The sequence below is a fragment of the Micromonospora sp. NPDC048935 genome, from assembly GCF_043197875.1.
In the GTDB taxonomy this organism is placed as follows: domain Bacteria; phylum Actinomycetota; class Actinomycetes; order Mycobacteriales; family Micromonosporaceae; genus Micromonospora.
This window is the reverse complement of sequence record NZ_JBICTZ010000013.1, coordinates 190,906-211,815: the sequence shown is the minus strand read 5'-3', so window position 1 is coordinate 211,815 and position 20,910 is coordinate 190,906. Positions and strand designations below refer to the sequence as shown.

Genomic DNA, 20,910 nt, shown 5'->3' with positions numbered 1-20,910 from the left:
CCACACCCGACCCCGAACCACCCGACGCCACCACACCCAAACCCCGCAACAAACCCCCACGACCCCCCGCCAACACCACCGCACGATGCTCCAGGCTGGAACGGCCGAGACCGAGGGAGAGGGCGAGGGACGGCAGCGACACGGCGGGGTTGGCGGTGACGAAGTCGTGCAGTTGCGCGGCCTGGGCGCGCAGCGCGTCCTCGCCGCGCGCGGAGATCGGCACCGGCACCAGCTCGGGCTCCGGGTCGTCGCTGAGGGGTGCGGCCGGCACGTCGACCGGGACGTGTTCGAGGATCACGTGGGCGTTGGTGCCGCTGACGCCGAAGGCGGACACGCCGGACCGACGCGGGCCCTCGCCCTGCGGCCAGTCCGTCCGCTCGGTGAGCAGGGAGACATCGCCGGCGGACCAGTCCACGTGTGGGGTGGGCTCGTCGACGTGCAGGGTGCGCGGCAGCACACCGTGGCGCATCGCCTGCACCATCTTGATCACACCACCGACACCGGACGCGGCCTGGGCGTGGCCGATGTTCGACTTCAGCGACCCCAACAACAGGGGCCGCTCCCGGTCCTGCCCGTACGTCGCCAACAACGCCTGCGCCTCGATCGGATCACCCAACCGGGTCCCCGTCCCATGCGCCTCCACCGCGTCCACATCCGACGCCGACAACCCCGCATCCGCCAACGCCGCCCGGATCACCCGCTGCTGCGCCGGACCATTCGGCGCCGTCAACCCATTCGACGCACCATCCTGATTCACCGCCGAACCCCGCACCACCGCCAGGACCTGATGCCCGTTACGCCGCGCGTCGGACAACCGTTCGAGGACGAGCATGCCCGCGCCCTCAGCCCAGCCGGTGCCGGCGGCGGAGGCGGCGAACGACCGGCAGCGCCCGTCGGCGGAGAGTCCGCGCTGGCGGCTGAACTCCAGGAAGACGCCAGGCGTGGAGAGCACCGCCACGCCACCGGCCAACGCCAGCGAGCACTCGCCCCGGTGCAGCGACTGCACCGCCAGGTGCAGCGCCACCAGCGACGACGAACACGCCGTGTCGACGGTCAGCGCGGGCCCCTCCAGCCCCAGCTCGTACGCCACCCGCCCGGAGATCACCGCGTCGAGGCTGCCGGTGAGGAAGTGGCCCTCCAGCCCGGCGGGCACCTCGTGCAGTCGGGGACCGTAGTCCTGACTGCTGGATCCGATGAACACGCCGGTGTCGGTGCCCCGCAGCCGGACCGGGTCCAGCCCGGCCCGCTCGAACGCCTCCCACGAGGTCTCCAGCACCAGCCGCTGCTGCGGGTCCATGGCCAGCGCCTCGCGCGGCGAGATCCGGAAGAAGGCGGCGTCGAAGTCGGCCACGTCGGCGAGGAAGCCGCCGTGGCGGGTGTAGGTGGTGCCGGGGTGCTCCGGGTCCGGGTGGTACAGCGCCTCGACGTCCCAGCCACGGTCGGTCGGGAAGTCGACGACCGCGTCGACCTCCTGCTCCACCAGCCGCCACAGGTCCTCCGGGGACCGGACACCACCCGGGTAGCGGCAGCTCATCCCGACGATCGCGATGGGCTCGTCGACCGGCCGGGTACGGGCCGCGGGCACCACCTCGGCACGGGCCGAGGTGCCGTAGACCAGGTGGAGCAGGTGCGCGGTGAGCGCTTCCGGCGTGGGATGGTCGAAGATCAGGCTGCTCGGCAGTTTGCGGCCGGTCGCGGCCGACAGCCGGGTACGGATGTCGACAGCGGTCAGCGAGTCGAAGCCCATCTCCTTGAACGTGCGCCCGGCGATGTCGGTGGCGTCGTCGTGCCCGAGGACACCGGCCACCGCCTGGCGCACCACATCGCGGATCGTCCTGCCCCGGTCGGCTTCGGGCACGGCGGCGAGCCCCGTCGGGGCGGCCGGCGTCGCGGCCAGCGCACGGCGCACCTCGGGCAGTTCCGAGATCAGCGCACTGGGCCGCGCCACGGTGAAGGTGGCGGCGAACCGCTCCCAGTCGACGTCCGCCACGGCGACGAAGGTCTCGTCGTCGGTGAGGGCCCGCTCCAACGCGGTGAGCGCGTCCTCGGGGCGCATCAGCCGCAGTCCCAGGCGGGCGAACCGGGAGCCGGTGTCGCCCGCCGCCATCCCGTCACCGGACCAGGAGCCCCAGGCCACCGAGAGGGCGTGCCGGCCACGGGCACGACGGCGTACGGCGAGTGCGTCGAGCATGGCGTTGCCGGCGGCGTACGCGCCCTGGCCGCTGCCTCCCCAGACGCCCGCGTTGGACGACATCAGCACGAACGCGTCCAGATCGCGGTCGAAGACGGCGTCCAGGTTGGCCGCGCCGACGGCCTTACCGGCCACCGCCTCGGCCACCTCGGCCGGGGTGAGATCCCGCAGGTCGCCCCAGTGCGGGACGCCGGCCGCGTGCACCACGGCGCGGATCGGCTCGTCCGCCTCGACGGAGGTGACCAGGGCGGCCAGGGCGTCGGCGTCCGCGACGTCGCAGGCCGCGATCGTCACCCGGGCACCGAGGGCCCTCAGCTCCTCGGCCAGTGCGTCGGCGCCGGGCGCGTCCGGGCCGCGTCGACCGGTCAGCAGGAGGTGCTCCGCGCCACGGGCCGCGAGACGGCGGGCCACGTGCGCGCCGATCGCCCCGGTGCCGCCGGTGATCAACACGGTGCCGGTGGGCCGCCAGGGCGCCTCGCCCCGACCGGCGGGCGGGGCGTGCACGAGCCGCCGGCCGAGCACCTGCTGGTCGCGCAGCGCCACCTGGTCCTCCGCGCTGCCCGCGGCGAGCACCCCGGCGAGCTGCCGGTACGACTCCTCGTCGGCGTCCGTGGGCAGGTCGATCAGACCGCCCCAGCGGGTCGGCGACTCCAGGGCGGCGGCGCGGCCGAGGCCCCACACGGCGGCCTGGTCGGCCACCGGTTCGGCACAGTGCACCGCCTCGCACGTCGCCACCCACAGCGGTGCCGGGAGGTCGGCCTGGATCAGGGCGAGCGTCGCGGCGACCGGGTCCGGGTCCGTGAGGGCGAGCAGGGACAGCACCCCGGCGAGGTCCGGGGTCGCGGCGACGGCCTGGGTGAGGGCGTCGACGGTCAGCGCGACGGGCGACGCGCCGAGCGCGGTGAGCGCGGCGGTGGCCGACGCCGCGGCGGCATCGTCGGCGTGGACGATCAGCCAGGTGCCGGTAAGCGTCGGCGACGCGGCCGCGGGAAGGGGCCGCCAGTCGATCCGGTAGCGCCAGGCGTCCGGCCCGGACCGGCCGGCGGGCGGCTCGGGGGCTTCGAGCCAGAGGTGGGTGCGTTGGAACGCGTACGTGGGCAGGTCGACCCGGCGGGCGCGCGCGGGGAACGCGGCGGTCCACCGCACCGGCACACCCTGGGTGTACGCCTCGGCGACCGAGCGCAGGAAGCGCAGCGGCCCGCCCTCGTCCCGGCGCAGTGAGCCGAGGACGACGACGTCGTGCTCGGCGGCCTCGGCGGTCCCGGCGACCGCGGCGGCGAGCACCGGGTGGGTGCTGGCCTCGATGAAGGCGGTGATGCCCTGGTCGAGCAGGCTGCGGGTGGCGAGGTCGAAGCGGACCGGTTGCCGCAGGTTGCGGTACCAGTAGCCGGCGTCGAGGGTGGTGGTGTCCAGCCGGGCACCGGTGACCGCCGAGTGGAACGGGATGGTCGACGGCTGCGGGGTGATCGGGGCGAGCAGGTGGAGCAGTTCGTCCTCGATGGCCGTGACATGCGCCGAGTGGGACGCGTAGTCGACGGGGATGACCCGACCCTCGTTGGCGGCCACGAACTCGCGCAGCGCGTCGGCGTCTCCGGAGATCACGGTGGCGGTGGGGCCGTTGACGGCGGCGACGTCGACGCGCCCGGCGTACGGTGCGACCAACTCGCGGACCGTCTCCACGGGCAGCGCCACGGAGACCATGCCGCCGTGGCCGGCGAGCGAACGCCGGATCGCCTGACTGCGCAGGGCCACCACGCGGGCGGCGTCGGCCAGGCTGAGCGCCCCCGCCACGCAGGCCGCGGCGATCTCGCCCTGCGAGTGGCCGACCACCGCGGCGGGCTCGACCCCGTACGACCGCCAGAGGGCGGCCAGGGACACCATCGCGGCGAAGAGGACGGGTTGGACGACGTCGACCCGTTCCAGTGCCTGCGCGTCGTCGAGCACCTCGAACAGGTCCCAGTCGACGTGCTCGCCGAGGGCGTCGGCGCACTCGGCCATCCGGGCCGCGAAGACCGGTGCGGTGTCGACAAGCTCACGGGCCATCCCGACCCACTGGGAGCCCTGGCCGGGGAAGACGAACGCCACCCGTCGCTGCGTGCCGCCGTCGCCGCGGACGACATCGGCGCCGGTGAGCAGGCTGGCCCGGTCGGTGCCGAGCACCACCGCCCGGTGTGGCATCCGTGCCCGGCTGGTGACCAGGGAGTATCCGACGTCGGTCGGGTCCAGGGTGGGATCCGCCGCGACGAACCGGACGAGTTGGTCCACCTGCGCGGTCAGCGCGGCGGCGGTGTGCGCGGAGAGCACCCACGGCACGACCGGCGGCGTGGCCCCGTCGGCGTCGGGGACGATCTCCGGCTCCGGCTCGGCCTGCTCGAGCACCACGTGGGCGTTGGTGCCGCTGACGCCGAAGGAGGACACGGCGGCCCGGCGGGGCCTGTCGACATCCGGCCAGTCGGTGTGCTCGGTGAGCAGTGACACGGCACCGGCGGACCAGTCCACCCGGGGCGTCGGCTCGTCGACGTGCAGGGTGCGCGGCAGGGCGCCGTGCCGCATCGCCTCGATCATCTTGATCACGCCACCGACACCGGCGGCGGCCTGGGCGTGGCCGATGTTCGACTTCAACGAGCCGAGCAGCAGCGGCCGCTCCCGGTCCTGCCCGTACGTCGCCAACAGCGCCTGCGCCTCGATCGGGTCACCCAGCCGGGTGCCCGTCCCGTGCGCCTCCACCGCGTCCACGTCCGACGGCGACAGACCCGCGTCGGCCAGGGCCGCCCGGATCACCCGCTGCTGCGCCGGACCGTTCGGGGAGGTGAGCCCGTTCGACGCACCGTCCTGGTTGACGGCGGTGCCGCGGACCAGGGCGAGGACGCGGTGGCCGTTGCGCCGGGCGTCGGAGAGCCGTTCCAACAGCAGCACGCCGGCGCCCTCGGCCCAGCCGGTGCCATCGGCGGCGCCGGCGAACGACCGGCACCGACCGTCGGACGACAGCCCGCGCTGCCGGCTGAACTCGACGAACAGCGACGGGGAGGACATCACCGTGACGCCGCCGGCCAGCGCCATCGTGCACTCGCCGCGCCGCAGCGCCTGCACGGCCAGGTGCATCGCCACCAGCGAGGAAGAACAGGCGGTGTCGACGGTCAGGGCGGGGCCCTCCAGGCCCATGGTGTAGGCGACGCGACCGGAGGCGACGCTGGCGGCGGTGCCGCTGGCCAGGTACCCCTCGAACTCGCCGGACCCGTCCGGCGCGGCCATCTGCTGTGCGCCGTATCCGCCGTTCATCACCCCGGCGAACACGCCGATCTGGCTGCCGCGCACGGTGTCCGCGTCGATCCCGGCCCGCTCGAACGCCTCCCAGGAGGTCTCCAGCAGCAGCCGCTGCTGCGGGTCCATGGCGGTGGCCTCACGCGGGGAGATCCCGAAGAAGACCGGGTCGAACTCGCCCGCGTCGAGCAGGAAGCCGCCCTGCCGGACATAGCTGCGGCCCGAGCGCTCCGGGTCGGCGTCGAACAGGTTGGTCAGATCCCAGCCCCGGTCGGTGGGGAAGTCGCCGACCGCGTCCGCGCCCGACTCGACAAGCCGCCACAGGTCCTCCGGCGAGCGGACCCCTCCCGGGTAGCGGCAGCTCATCCCGACCACGGCGATGGGCTCGTCGGCGCGGTCGCGGGTCGGCGCCGGCGCCGCCGCGTCCGGCTGCGCGCCGGACAGCTCGACGACCAGGAAGTCGGCCACCGCCCGGGGCGTCGGGTGGTCGAAGACCAGCGTCGCGGGCAGCCGCGTCTCGAACAGGGTGTTCATCCGGTTGCGGAACTCGACCGCGATGAGCGAGTCGAACCCCATCTCCTTGAACGCCCGATCGGCGTCGACCGAGCCGCCGGAGGAGTGCCCGAGCACGGCGGCGACCTGGCCGCGTACCAGGTGCAGCACCGTGTCGAGACGCTCCTGGGCCGGCAGCGTGGCCAGGTCCGGCCGGCCGGCCGGGGCCTGCGCCACGGCGGTGCGCCGCACGGGCACCCGGACCAGGCCGCGCAGCGCCGCCGGGAGGGTGCCGGCGGCGGCCTGCACGCGCAGCGTGGCGTGGTCCAGCCGGACGGCGGTCGCGGTGACCGGGCCCCCGGCGACGGCGGTGTCGAAGAGCGCGAGGGCGTCCGAGGTGGGCATGCCGACGATGCCGGAGCGGGCCAGCCGGGCCCGGTCCGTGGCGGTCAGCTCGCCGGTCATGGTGCTGGTCTCGGCCCAGAGTCCCCAGGCGACGGAGGTGGCCGGCAGCCCGGCGGCTCGCCGGGTGGCGGCGAGCGCGTCGACTGCCGCGTTCGCCGCCGCGTAGTTGCCCTGGCCCGCGGTGCCCAGCACCCCGGCGATCGAGGAGAACAGCACGAACGCGGTGAGGTCACGGTCGCGGGTCAGCTCGTGCAGGTGGACGGCGGCGGCGACCTTCGGCCCGTGCACGAGGGCCAGCCGCTGCGGGGTCAGAGACTCCACCACCGCGTCGTCGAGGACCGCTGCGGCATGCACCACGGCGGTGACCGGGTGCGTGGCCAGCACCGCGGCGAGGGCGTCCCGGTCGGTGACGTCACAGGCCACCGCGACGGCGTCGGAGCCCAGTTCGGCGCAGAGCTCCGCCGCACCGGCAGCCGCCGGCCCCTGCCGCGACAGCAGCACGAAGCCACGTACGCCGTGCGTCCGCGACAGGTGACGGGCCACCGCCGCCCCGATCGTGCCGGTGCCGCCGGTGATCAGGACACAGTCGTCCGCACGCCAGGGCGCGTCACCGACCGGGCCGGTGACGGCACGCAGGCGGGGGGCGGTCAGCGCGCCCGCCCGTAGCCACACCTCGGGTTCCCCGCCCGCCAGGATCTCCGCGACGTACGCCGGGACGGTCTCCGGGTCGTCCGCGTCGACCAGGACGATCCGGTCGGGGTGCTCCGAGATCGCCGAGCGCACCAGGCCGCGTACGGCCGCCTGGGCGAGATCGCTCCCGGCGTCCCGGGTGACCACGAGCAGTCGTGCCCCGGTCGGCCGCTCTTCGCCGATCCACGCCTGGACGACCTCCAGCACCCGCTCGACCGGGGCCGGGCGCAGCAGCACGGCACCGGCGGACGAGGGCAGACCGGCCAGGTCGGAAACGTCGTCGACGGGCGTCACCGGCACCGGCACCGCCTCGGCGGCGCGCGGCACGGCGACCGGCGCCATCTCCAGGAGCACCCCGGCGCGTCGCTGGACGAGTTGCTCCGGCACGGGCCGCAGCACCAGCGCGGCGGCGGTGAGCACCGGGCTGCCGTCCTCGGCGGCGACGTGCACGGAGAGCCCGGCCGGTGTGGGCGCGAGCCGGACCCGCAGGGTCGTCGCACGGGTGGCGTGCAGCGTGACGTCGTGCCAACTGAAGGGGAGACCGGAGACGTCGAGCACGGCGGGGTGCAGCGCCGCGTCGAGCAGCGCGGGGTGGATGCCGAAGCCGTCGGCGGTGACCAGCTCGGGCAGGCGCACCTCGGCGTGGATCTCGTCGCCGTGCCGCCAGGCCCGGCGCAGCCCCTGGAACACCGGCCCGTACTGGTAACCCTTGTCGCGCAGCGTCTCGTACGCGGTGGTGAGGTCCAGTTCGTCGCCGGCCGGCGGCCACGGCATGCGCGCGACGGCCTCCGGTCGCCCGTCGGCCAGCACGGCCGTGGCGTGCAGCGTCCAGTCGGCGTCCTCGGCCGCCTGCTCCTCCAGCGAGTGCACGGTGAGCCGGCGGTGACCGGAGCCGTCCGCCGCGCCGACCGTCACCTGCAACCGCACCCCGGCACCGTCGCCGGGGAGCACGAAGGGCGCCTCCAGCACGAGTTCCTCGACCGACGTACCGCCGACCCGCTCACCGGCGCGCAGGGCGAGTTCCAGGAACGCGGTGCCGGGCAGCAGGACCACGTCGTGGACGGCGTGGTCGGCCAACCACGGGTGGGTCACCAGGGAGATCCGCGAGGTGAAGAGGTAGCCGCCGGACTCGGGCAGCGCCACGGCCGCGCCGAGCAACGGATGCTCGCCGGCGAACAGCCCGAGGTCGGTCGCGTCGGTCGCGGCGGGGGCGGCCGAGCCGAGCCAGTACCGGCGGCGTTGGAACGCGTACGTGGGCAGATCCGCGGGGCCACCCTGGACCACTGTGTGCCAGTCCACCGCGACGCCCGCGACGTGCGCCTCGGCGAGCGACTGGCGGAAACGGGCCACGCCGCCCTCGCTCCGGCGCAGCGAGCCGAGCGCCGGCCCGTCCAGCCCGTGCACCAGCACCGGGTGCGGGCTGCACTCGACGAAGACGTGCCCGTCGAGCGCCCGTGCGACCTCGTCGAAACGGACCGTCCGGCGCAGGTTCTCGTACCAGTACGCCGCGTCCAACTCGGGGCCGTCGACGAGTTCGCCGGTCACCGTGGAGCGGAACGGCACCCGTACCGGCTGCGGGTCGAGGCCGGCCAGCGCGGCCAGCAACTCGTCGCGTATCGCCTCCACCTGGGCCGAGTGGGAGGCGTAGTCGACCGGGATCCGCTTGGCCCGGTCCCACCGGGCCAGCACCTCGTCCAGCGCCTCGGGCTCACCCGACACCACGGTCGCCGAAGGGCCGTTGACGGCCGCCACCGACAGCCGCCCCTCCCAGTGCTCCAGGGCCGCCCGGACCTCGGCCGCCGGCAGCGGCACCGACACCATGCCACCGCGACCGGCAAGCACCTCACGGATCAGGCGGCTGCGCAGCACCACCACGCGCGCCGCCTCGTCCAGGGAGAGCGCCCCCGCGACGCAGGCCGCCGCGATCTCACCCTGGGAGTGGCCGACGACCGCGGCCGGTTCGACGCCGTGCGCCCGCCACAGCTCCGCCAGCGACACCATCACCGCGAACAGCGCGGGCTGGACGATGTCGACGCGGCGCAGGGCCTCCTCGTCGCCGAGCACGTCCAGCAGGTCCCAGTCGGCGTACGTGGCGAGGGCGGTTGCGCACTCGCGCATCCGGGCGGCGAAGACGGGGGTGCTCTCCATCAGCTCCAGCGCCATGCCGGTCCACTGCGAGCCCTGCCCGGGAAAGACGAAGACCGCGCCGGCCGGCCGGGCCACACCGGTCACCACGCCGGGCACGTCGTTCTGCCCGGCCAGTGCGGCGAGGCCGCCGAGCAGCTCGTCGCGACCGACACCGAGCACGACTGCCCGGTGCTCCATCAGGGTCCGTCCGGCCAGGGTGGCCGCCACGTCGGGCAGCGCCGCGGCGGGCGTTGCGGTGAGGTACGCGTGCAGCCGCCCGGCCTGCCCGCGCAGCGCCGCGGCGTCACGCGCCGACAGCAGCACCGGTACGGGTCCGACCACGGGTGCGGCCGGCACGGGCGCCGGGTCGGTCTCCGGGGCCTGCTCCAGCACCACGTGCGCGTTGGTGCCGCTGACCCCGAAGGAGGACACACCGGCGCGCCGCGGGCGGCCCACCTCGGGCCACGGCGTCTCCTCGGTGAGCAGCGACACCGCCCCCGCCGACCAGTCCACGTGCCGGGTGGGCCGGGTGACGTGCAGCGTGCGCGGCAGGACACCGTGCCGCATCGCCTCGATCATCTTGATCACGCCACCGACGCCGGCGGCGGCCTGGGCGTGGCCGATGTTCGACTTCAACGAGCCGAGCAGCAGCGGCCGCTCCCGGTCCTGCCCGTACGTCGCCAACAACGCCTGCGCCTCGATCGGGTCGCCCAGCCGGGTGCCCGTGCCGTGCGCCTCGACCGCGTCCACGTCGGCCGTGCTCAGGCCGGCGTCCGCCAGCGCCGCCCGGATCACCCGCTGCTGCGCCGGGCCGCTCGGCGCGGTCATGCCGTTGGACGCGCCGTCCTGGTTGACCGCCGTGCCCCGCACGACGGCGAGCACCCGGTGCCCGTGCCGGCGGGCCGCCGAGAGGCGCTCCACCAGCAGAACACCCACGCCCTCGGCCAACCCGAAGCCGTCGGCGCCGTCGGAGAACGCCTTGCTCCGGCCGTCGGGGGCGAGCCCACCCTGGCGGGAGAACTCCACGAACATCCCGGTGCCGGACATCACCGTCACGCCCGCGGCCACCGCGAGGGCACACTCGCCCCGTCGGACGGACTGCGCCGCCAGGTGCAGGGCCACGAGCGACGACGAGCAGGCGGTGTCCACGGTCACCGCCGGCCCCTCGAACCCGTACAGGTACGCCAACCGGCCGGACATCACACTGCCCGTGTTGCCGGTGAAGACGTAGCCCTCGACGTCGGAACCCTCGTCCATCCGGGGGCCGTAGTCCATCGTCATCGCGCCGATGAAGACGCCCGTGCGGCTGCCCCGCAGCGTGCCCGGGACGATGCCGGCCCGCTCGAACGCCTCCCACGAGGTCTCCAACAGCAGCCGCTGCTGCGGGTCCATCGCCGCGGCCTCACGCGGGCTGATTCCGAAGAAGTCCGGGTCGAACAGGTCCGCGTCGTGCAGGAAGCCGGCCTCGCGCTGGTAGAACGTGCCGGCCGGACGGGAGTCACCGTCGTACGACGCGGCGAAGTCGTACCCCCGGTTGTCGGGGAACGCGGAGACCGCGTCGCCACCGGCGGCGACCAACCGCCACAGCTCCCCCGGGCCGGTCACGCCGCCGGGGTAGCGGCAGCCGACACCGACGATCACCACGGGGTCGTCCGCGTCGGCCGCGAGCGGCAGGTCACCGTCGTCGGCCGACGCGTCGTCGGCGGAGGCGCCGGTAAGCGTCACCCGAAGCTGCTCGGCCAGGTCGGCCGGGGTGGGGTGGTCGAAGACGATCGTCGCCGGCAGGGTGGTGCCCACCGCCGCGCCGATCCGGGAGCGGATCTCCAGCGCCGTGACCGAGTCGAACCCCAGCTCCCGGAACGCCAGGTGCGACGCGACCGGCTCGGTCGTGTCGAGCAGCGCGGCGACCTCCTGGCACACCAGCTCGACGAGCAGGGCACGCTGCTCCGGCACACCCAGAACGACCAACCGGGCTCGCAGCGGGGACTCCGGCCGGGCCTGGGCGCCGGCGGGCGGTTCCGGCAACGTCACCGTCACCGGGTCGTGGCCGGCGAAGACGGCGGCCCAGTCCGGGGCGACGCCGTCGACGTAGAGCTCACCCAGGGTACGAACGACCTTGCCGAGGTCGGCCTGCCCCCGTCGGACGGTGGCGCGGACGTTCGCCCGTGCGCCGGCCGCCTCGACGGTGCCCTGGAGGGCGCCGGTCAGGACGGGGTGCGGGCTGACCTCCAGCAGCACGCCCGCGCCATCGGCCAGCGCGGCCCGGGTGGTCCGCTCGAACTCGATGGTGCTGCGCAGGTTGCGGCACCAGTACTCGGCATCCAGCGGCACGTCGTCGGGGAGGACGTGCCCGTACACGGAGGAGTAGAAGGGGATCCGCGGCGGGCGCGGCCGCAGCGGGGCCAGCAGCTCCCGCAGCCGGGGCACGATGCGGTCGATGTGCGCGGAGTGGGCGGCCAGATCGACTCCGATCGCCCGCGCCTTCACCCCGTCGGCGCCCAGCTCGTCGAGGAGCGCCGCGGCGGCGTCGGCGTCACCGGAGACGATCAACGCGCCGGGCCCGTTCACCGCCGCCACGTCCAGCCGGCCCTCGTACGCGGTGAGCCGCCGGCGTGCCTCGTCGAGTGGCAGGGACACGGCGACCATCGCCCCGTCACCGGCCAGGGTGGCCTGCTCCTGGCTCCACAGCGCCGCGATGCGGGCGCCGTCCTCAAGGGACAGGGCGTCCGCGACGACCGCGCCGACCACCTCGCCGAGGCTGTGGCCGAGCACGGCCGACGGCTCGACGCCGTAGGACCGCCAGAGGGCGGTGAGCGACACCATCACCGCGAAGAGCACCGGCTGGACCACGTCGGTCCGCTCCAACGACGGCGCGTCGGGCACCCCGTGCACGACGTCCAGCAGGGACCAGTCGAGCAGTGGCGCGAAGGCGTCGGCGCACTCGCGCATCCGGGCCTCGAACACCGGAGCGGTGGCCATCAGGTCGGCGGCCATCGCCGGCCACTGCGAACCCTGGCCGGGGAAGACGAACACCACCGGGCCGGGAAGCGGCGCGCCCTCGGTCAGCCCGGCCGCGCCCCGCCCCTCGGCGAGGGCGCTCAGCGCGCGGCGGAACCCGTCGGCGTCCTCCGCCGTGACCGCGGCGCGCCAGCCGTCGGCCCTGCTCTGCCGGGACAACGACCAGCCGACGTCGGCCGGCCGCCAGTCGGGCCGGCGGTCCAGCTCGTCGAGCAGCAGCCCGGCCTGCGCACGCAGCAGACCGGCGCTGGCTCCGGACAGTCCCCACAGCAGTGAGTCGGCGTCGCTCCGCACGATGTCATCGGCCCCTTCGGTGCCCGGTCCCCCGTGACGGCGGCCCGGAAAGGTGGTTCTCGGTCGGTCAGGTGGCTCAGGCGTCGGCGCGGCTGAGCGCGAGGCGGATCAGATCCTGGGCGTCCATGCCCCGGATCGCGCTCTCGACCGGTGCCGCGGCGTCGCTGGCCGCGATGCCGGTCTCGGTGGTGCCGGTCTCGATGGCGGCGAGAGCGAGCACCTGGTCAAGGAGGCCGGCGGCGCGCAGCCGGGCAGCCGGGATCGAGGCGACGCGTCGCTGGATGTCCGCGTCGTCGGTGACGACGGGCGTGGCCTGCGTGTCGTCGGGCAGCAACCTCGACAGCAGGTGCTCGGCGAGCGCCTGCGGAGTCGGGTAGTCGAAGCTCACCGTCGAGGGCAGCCGCAGCCCGGTGACGGCGTCGAGGCGCTTGCGCAGCTCGACGGCCATCAGCGAGTCGAAGCCCATGTCGAGGAAGCCCTGGCCGGTGTCCACCGCGGCGGGTGTCGCGTGTTCCAGCACGGCGGCCACCTGCTCACACACCAGGTGCAGGAGTTCGCGCGACCGACCGGCGGCGGGCAGGTCGACCAGCCGGCCCCGCAGCGCCTCGGTCTGTCCACCGGCGACGCTGGATCGGGGTCGGGGCAGCCGGACCAGGTCGCGCAGCAGCGGCGGCACCTGGTCGTACGTGCCGAATACCTGCCTCATCACCCGGACGTCCAACCGTGCGGCGACCACCATGGCGGCGTCCGCTCCGGTGGCCTGGTCGAGCAGCCCCAGGGCGTCCTGCGGGAGCAGGGGCGCCAGTCCGGTCCGGGCGATCCGGTCCAGGTCGGCGGTCTGCCCGGCCATGCCGGCACCTGCCCAGCTGCCCCAGGCCACCGAGACCGCGGGCAGACCCGCGGCCGTCCGGTGCGCGGCCAGGGCGTCGAGGAAGACGTTCGCCGCCGCGTAGTTCGCCTGGCCCGCCCCGCCGAGGGTGCCGGAGAGCGACGAGAAGAGCACGAAGGCGGTAAGGCCCGTGTCGCGGGTCAACTCGTGCAGATGCCAGGCGGCGTCGACCTTGGGTCGGAACACGGCGGCCAGCCGTTGCGGGGTCATCGATTCGAGGACCCCGTCGTCGACCACGCCGGCCGCGTGCACGACTCCGGTCAGCGGCTGATCGGCCGGCACCTGCGCGAGCACCCGGGCCAACGCCTCACGGTCGGCGGCGTCGCAGGCGACGGTGGTGACCCACGCCCCCAGTGCGGCCAGCTCGGCGTCCAGCTCGGTGTCGGCGCGGCCGGTGCGGCTGAGCAGGAGGAGATTGCGGACCCCGTGGGTCGTCACGAGGTGCCGGGCCACCTCGCGGCCGAGCGCACCGGTGCCGCCGGTGACCAGCACTGTGCCGTGCGGCCCGAACGGCACGACGTCCGGCGGCGACGCCGCATGGCGGGCGAGCCGGGGAGCCAGCAGTTCGCCGTCGCGGACCGCGATCTGCGGCTCGGTCAGGCCGACGACAGCCGGCAGCACCCGCACGGATGCCTCGGCGTCGTCCACGTCGACCACGAGGAACCGGCCGGGGTGTTCGGTCTGCGCGGTGCGGAGCAGTCCCCAGACGGCCGCCCCCGCCAGGTCACCGCCGCGGCCGGCGGCGGGTGCCGCGTCGCGGGTCACGACGACCAACCGGGAGGAGGCCAACCGGGCGTCGGCGAGCCAGGCGCGCACGACGGCGAGCGTCCGGGTGGTCACGTCGAGGACACCGGCCGGCACGTCGCCGGGGGCCGGCGCGGGGCAGTACAGCACACCGACGGCGGGCGCCGGAGTGCCCGCGTCGAGGGCCGCCGTGAGCGAATCCGGGTCGGCGTGCCAGTGCCCGTCGCCCCAGGAGGGGCGCAGCGCCGCGGAGAGCCGGACGTCGTCCGGGCCGATCACGGTCCAGCCGCTGGCCAGCCAGCCGGAGCGGTCGCGCGGTGGTTCCTCGACGGGCACCCAGCCGACGTGGAACAGGCTGGCGTCGGACATGTCGCTGGCGATGAGCTGGTCGGCGGCGACGGTCCGCAGGCCGAGCCCCGCGACGCTGATCACCGCCGCGCCGGCCGGGTCCGCCGCGGCGAGGGTGACCTCGTCGTCGCTGACCGGCACCACCGCGACCCGCAGGGTACGCGCGCCCGTGGCGTGCACTGTCACGTCCCGCCAGCTGAAGGGCAGCCGGGCCTGCGTCATCTCGCCGTCCTCGCCGAAGCCGGCGGCGGCCAGGGCCTGCACCGCCGCGTCGAGCAGCGCGGGGTGCAGCAGGAAGCGTTCCGCGTCGGCGTGCCCGGCGGCGGGGAGGGCCACCTCGGCGAAGACCTCGTCGCCACGGCGCCACACGGCCCGCAGGCCGCGGAAGGTCTCCCCGTAGTCGTGCCCGTGCGAGGCCAGACGCTGGTAGGTGTCGGAGATGTCCACCGGGACGGCCCGGGCGGGCGGCCATTCGGTCGGTACCCGGGGCGTCGTCTCGGCCGGGTCGGCGGTGAGCACCCCACTGGCGTGGCGGTGCCACGGCTCGTCGAGTTCGCCGCCCTCCGGCCGGGAGTACATCCCGATGGCGCGGTCGCCGTGCTCGTCCGGCGCGTCGACCACGACCCGCAGGTGCACGGCGGAGCGGTCGCTGATGGCCAGGGGCGCGTGCAGCACCAGCTCACGAACGCCGGGCCAGCCGACCAGGTCGCCCGCGGCGGCGGCCAGCTCGACGAAGGCCGTGCCGGGCAGCAGCGGCGTGTTCCAGATCGCGTGCTCGGCCAGCCAGGGATCGGTGTCCAGGGAGAGCCGCCCGGTCAGCACCACCTCGCCGCCCGGCACGTCGGCCACCGCCCCCAGCACCGGGTGGTCGAACGGCCGCAGGCCGGCCCCGCCCACGTCGGCGGACGTGACGATCTGGTCGACCCAGTACCGCTGTCGTTGGAAGGCGTAGGTGGGCAGGTCCACCAGCCGGGAGGGGCCCTTGCCGTAGACGGCGGACCAGTCGATTGGCTCGCCGGCGGTGTGCAACCGTGCCATCGCCTCGGTGCTCGTCGTGATCTCCGGACGGCTGCGTCGGAGCGTGGCGGCGAACACCTCGTCGCCGCTGCCGGGTAGGTCGGCGAGGGTGTCCTGGGCGGCCGCGGTCAGCGCCGCGTCCGGGCCCACCTCGACGAAGCGGGTCACGCCCACGGCACGCAGCCACCTGACGCCGTCGGCGAAGCGGACGGTCTCCCGTACGTGCGAGACCCAGTAGTCGACCGAGCACGCCTGCTCGTCGGTGAGCAGTGCGCCCGTCACGTTCGACACCACGGGGATCTGCGGAGGGGCGAAGGTCGCCGTGGCGAGCACCTTGGCGAAGTCGGCCAGCATGGGTTGCATGCGGGACGAGTGGAAGGCGTGCGACACCCGCAGCGGCCGGGTACGCAGGCCCTCCGCGCGGCACCCGGCCGCGAGCTTGCGGACGACGGCCTCGTCGCCGGAGATGACGATCGCGGAGGGAGCGTTCACCGCCGCGACGCTGACGTCGGCGTCGAACTCGGCGATCCGCTCGCGCATCCACTGCTCGGTGGTGGCGACGGCGATCATCGCACCGCCGTCGGGCAACCCGCGCATCAGTCGGCCGCGGTGGGCCACGATCCGGGCGGCGTCGGCCAGGTCGAACACCCCGGCCACGTGCGCGGCGGCCAGCTCACCGACGGAGTGGCCGATCAGGTGCGACGGCCGTACGCCCCAGCTCTCCAGGAGTCGGTACAGCGCCACCTCCAGGGCGAACGTGGCGACCTGGGTGTAGTCGGTACGGTCGAGCAGTTGCGCCTCCGCGGTGTCCGGCCGGGCGAAGATCACCGTCCGGAGTGGCCGTTCGAGGTGCTGGTCCAGCTCGGCGCAGACCCGGTCGAAGGCGGCCGCGAACGTCGGGAACGCGTCGTGCAGCTCGCGTCCCATCTGGGCCCGCTGCGAGCCCTGGCCGGTGAACACGACCGCAAGCTGGCCGACGCCCGCCTCGGCCCGCACCACCTGGGCCTCGGGCGCACCGGCGGCGAGTGCGTCCAGGCAGCGGAGCAGGTCGGCACGGTCGGCCGCGAGCACGGCCGCCCGGTGGGCCATGGCCGGGCGTCGGGTGAGCGCCACGGCCACCTCGGCCGCGTCGAGATCGGGGCGTTCCTCGACGTACGTCCGCAGCCGCGCCGCCTGATCCCGCAGTGCCCGCTCACCGCGCGCGGACAGCAGCCACGGCAGCGGGCCCGCGAGCGCCGGTGTCGGCGCGTCGGCCGGCTCGGGTGCCTGTTCGAGGACGACGTGGGCGTTGGTGCCGCTGAGGCCGAACGACGACACGGCGGCGCGCCGGGGGCGGTCCACCGCCGGCCAGGACACCGGACCGGTCACCAGCTCGACCGCGCCCTCGCTCCAGTCGACCTGGGGCGACGGCTCGTCCACGTGCAGGGTGGGGGGCACGATGCCCCGCCGCATCGCCTCGACCATCTTGATCACCCCGGCCACGCCGGCGGCCGCCTGGGTGTGGCCGATGTTCGACTTGATCGAGCCGAGCAGCAGGGGCCGGTCCGCCGGGCGGTCCTGGCCATAGGTGGCGATGAGTGCCTGCGCCTCGATCGGGTCGCCGAGCGTGGTCCCGGTGCCGTGTGCCTCGACCACGTCGACCTCGGAGGCGGGCACCCGCGCCTTCGCCAGCGCCTGGCGGATCACGCGGCGCTGGGACGGTCCGTTGGGCGCGGTCAGCCCGTTCGACCTGCCGTCCTGGTTGACCGCCGTGCCCCGCACCAGCGCAAGCACGGGGTGCCCGGACCGGACGGCGTCGGAGAGTCGCTCCAGCAGCAGGATGCCGACGCCCTCCGCGAAACCGGTCCCGTCGGCCGACCGGGCGAAGGACCGGCACCGGCCGTCGACGGACAACCCACGCTGCCGGCTGAAGTCGACGAACAGGTCCGGGGCGGTCATCACCGTCGCGCCTCCGGCCAGGGCCAGGGTGCATTCCTCGGCGGCGAGCGCCTGACCCGCCAGGTGGAGGGCGACCAGGGACGAGGAGCAGGCGGTGTCGACGGTGACGGCCGGCCCCTCCAGCCCGAAGGCGTACGCCACCCGCCCGGAGGCGAGGCTGCCCATCTGCCCGGACGACGAGTTCGGCATCACCCCGCTGAACACGCCGGTCCTGCTGCCGCGCAGGGCCTCGGGGGTCAGGCCGGCCCGCTCGATCGCCTCGGCGGAGCACTCCAGCAGCAGACGGTGCTGGGGGTCCATGGAGGCCGCCTCGCGCGGGCTGATGCCGAAGTGGTCGGGGTCGAACAGGGCGGCGTCCGGCAGGAAGCCACCGTGCCGGACGTAGCTCTTGCCGGCGGCCTCCGGGTCGGGGTCGTAGAGGCCGGACACGTCCCAGCCGCGGTCGCGGGGGAACTCGGTCACCGCGTCGCGGCCCTCGACGACCAGCCGCCACAGCGCCTCGGACGAGTCGACGCCCCCCGGGTACCGGCAGGCCATCCCGACGATCGCGATGGGCTCCTGGCCGCGGCTCTCCACCTCCCGCAGTCGCCGCCGCAGGTCCTGGATCTCGGCGGTGGCCCGCCGGAGGTAGCCGAGATACTTCTGGTCGTCCGTCATCGCGCCGTCCCCCCATGATGTGCCGGCCGGCGATCGGTCCGCTGGATCAACCGGAATCATCTGCACCGACAGCGGCAGGGTCCAGGCGATTTCGGCGGCGGTTTCGCATGCAGAAATCGCAATCCAGGACCTCCGTCGGCGCTAATTGCGGACCGGACTAGCCACCGGGTATGGCGCACCGAACGCACCTTGAGCAGGCGTGGCAGGAGGCACGTCGATGGTCCAGACGCCCTCGAATGCGGCAAGCCTTCGAGGTGCTGTGACAATAATCGCGCACGAACCGCCCCGGGGCAGCAACGGTCGGATGTGAGTCGCGTCGGTGACGTTTTCCAGGACGACCAACGCCCTCCTGGAACGCAGTTCACAGCGCACCCGGCGAGCCTTTTCCTCAGGGGTGGCGCCGTCGCTGGGGTCGATTCCTAAAAGCCAGGAGAGACGGGCCGTCAAAACATCAGCGCCGAGCTGACCCGCCTCGGCGCTGACATAGAACTGACCGTCGGGAAAATGTCGCTGGAAACGTGCTGCGGCCTGGACGACCACCGCCGTCTTGGCTGGTCCTGGCACACCGACGAGTTCCACAAGTCGCATCTCGGCGCTGCCCGCCGCCTCCGACTGATGCCGCCCGCCCGGTTCCTCGATCAGCACCTGCCGCATCCACTCGATCAGCGCGGACAGCCCCCCATGCTGCTGAGCAGTGGGAACAGGAGCCGCGGTCGAGGGCCGATGACCAGCCGCCATCAAGGACAGATGAGAGCCCGGCCGACGGCGGGCGGTCCGGCGGAAGCTCTCCAGGGAGTCGCCCTCCACTCGAAGCGCCTTGGCCAGGAGCGCCACGGAGCGGCGATGCGGTGTGCTCGTCCGCCCGCGCTCCAGATCAGAAATCGCCCGGATGCTCAGCCCGGATTTTTCCGCCAATTCTTCCTGCGTCAGGCAGGCCTGCATCCGCAGCTCACGCAGTAACAGTGCAAATTCGGACCCGGCGGCCTTGTCTAGAACATCCAGTGACTCCACTTTACCTCCCCCGTAGGCCGCGATGAATGACCCTGAGGTAAACGCGCTGGTTTAGTTGTCGAGCACACGCAGAACCAGAGGGGCACCGATTTTCGGGCGCTTCATTCCCCCGTGGGGAACTTTCCCGCCTACCGGTGATATGAGACGACCGTCAATGGACGGCCAGCCCTCTGCTTTTTGCATCGATCGAGGGCAAAGTGTCGACCTGCACTCCAGCGCGCTCCCCGTGTATCGCGGCATGCATGGTGATCTTTATACCCGAAGGGATGAAGGCGTGGCAACCGGTCAGCCGGAAGAGTTGGATTGTTCATCGACACCCCCGCCGCCGAACGCAATACGGGTTCTTACGGGAAATCCCACCCCTTGTCGGCTTTACACGGCCTGTACCCCGTTGCATCCCTTAGGTCCAGGACGCCCGCCACACCGCCCGAGACCGGCCGGCAGCGCTACGGGACACCACACGCGACACCCTGGCTGACGCCGTCGGACGGTCCGGGCGATGCCCCGGGCGCGAAGCCGGTGGCGGCGCAGGTCACCGGCACGGATTCGATGGCCGTGGATGCGTCGGGCTCGTCGCCGCGGACGATCGCGGCTCCGCGTTGGTGGCGTTCTTGGCTAGCATGCCGCTCGTGACTTCGCGCACCCTACTCATCACGACCGATTTCCCACCCCGCATCGGCGGCATCCAGTCGTTCGTGCACAACCTCGCGATCCGCCAGCCGGCGGACTCCGTCGTCGTCTACACCGTCACCGCGCCGGGTGCCGCGGCCTTCGACGCGCAGCAGCCGTTCGAGGTGATCCGCGAGGACACGCGCCTGCTGCTGCCCGTGCCCGGCGTGCTCCGTCGTGCGGTGGACATCGCCCGGTCCAACGAGTGTGAACGGGTCTGGTTCGGCACCGCGGCGCCGCTCGGGTTGTTGGCGGCCGATCTCCGCAAGCAGGCCGGTGTCGGCCGGTTCCTCGGTCAGACGCACGGGCACGACACCGCGTGGGCCGCCCTGCCCGGAGCACGTTCGGTGCTGCGCCGCCTGGGCCGGGAGGTCGACGTCGTGACCTACCTCGGGGAGTACACCCGGCGCAGGCTGGCCCGGGTGCTGTCCAATCTGGACCAGCTCGCGCCGGGTGTCGACACCGAGCTGTACCACCCGGGTGTGGACGGCTCCCCGGTGCGCGAGCGGCACGGGCTGACCGGGCGTCCGGTGGTGGTGTGCGTGTCTCGGCTGGTCCCGCGCAAGGGCCAGGATGTGCTGCTGCGTGCGCTGCCGCTGGTACGCCGCGCCGTGCCCGACGTCAGCCTCCTGATCGTCGGCGACGGCCCGGACCGCGTACGCCTGGAGAAGCGGGCGAACGACGCGGGCCTGGGCGACGCCGTCGTGTTCACCGGTGCTGTCGAGTCGGAGGAACTGCCGGCGCACTACGCCGCCGGGGACGTGTTCGCGATGCCGTGCCGGACCCGGCGCGCCGGGCAGGACATCGAGGGTCTCGGGATCGTCTACCTTGAGGCGTCCGCGACGGGTCTGCCCGTGGTGGCCGGCAACTCGGGCGGCGCGCCGGACGCGGTACGCGAGGGTGAGACCGGGTACGTGGTGGACGGTCGCGACGTGGCGGCGGTCGCCGAGCGGCTGGTCACGATCCTGCGGGACAGCGCGCTCGCAAAGCGCCTCGGTGACGCCGGCCGGCGCTGGGTCGAGGCCGAGTGGCACTGGGACCGTCAGGCGGCCCGCCTCGCGCACCTCCTGCGCGACGGGCACGTCGCAGACTGACCGGTCAGACAGTTTCTGCCTACGAAACCGCATTCTGGCGGGGGCCGCCCGCCGATAGCCTCGCC

At 74.1% G+C, this 20,910-nt stretch carries 4 protein-coding genes; 1 reads left to right on the top strand and 3 read right to left on the bottom strand.

The features are described 5' to 3' along the window. The 3 genes from ACGFIW_RS29295 to ACGFIW_RS29285 form a co-directional block, all read right to left on the bottom strand. A partial coding sequence (locus tag ACGFIW_RS29295) for an SDR family NAD(P)-dependent oxidoreductase (protein WP_393322434.1) occupies positions 1 to 12,478 on the bottom strand: 12,478 nt, incomplete at its 3' end. A gap of 76 nt (positions 12,479 to 12,554) precedes the next feature. Continuing rightward, positions 12,555 to 18,071 carry a type I polyketide synthase gene (locus tag ACGFIW_RS29290; RefSeq protein ID WP_393322432.1) on the bottom strand — a complete coding sequence of 1,839 codons (5,517 nt, stop codon included), beginning with the start codon at positions 18,069 to 18,071 and terminating at the stop codon, positions 12,555 to 12,557. Positions 18,072 to 18,212: 141 nt separating this feature from the next. Beyond that, complete coding sequence (locus ACGFIW_RS29285) at positions 18,213 to 19,082, bottom strand: helix-turn-helix domain-containing protein (protein ID WP_393322429.1); 870 nt, start codon at positions 19,080 to 19,082, stop codon at positions 18,213 to 18,215. Positions 19,083 to 19,711: 629 nt separating this feature from the next. Between ACGFIW_RS29285 and ACGFIW_RS29280 the strand changes: the two genes are divergently transcribed. Next, on the top strand, positions 19,712 to 20,845 hold the full coding sequence (locus ACGFIW_RS29280) for a glycosyltransferase family 4 protein (protein ID WP_393322426.1): 1,134 nt from the start codon (positions 19,712 to 19,714) through the stop codon (positions 20,843 to 20,845). Positions 20,846 to 20,910 lie beyond the last annotated feature (65 nt).

What these genes read in the sequence shown, in the direction of transcription:
- ACGFIW_RS29290 (WP_393322432.1), bottom strand. Translation starts at nt 18,071, where the DNA reads ATGACGGACGACCAGAAGTATCTCGGCTACCTCCGGCGGGCCACCGCC.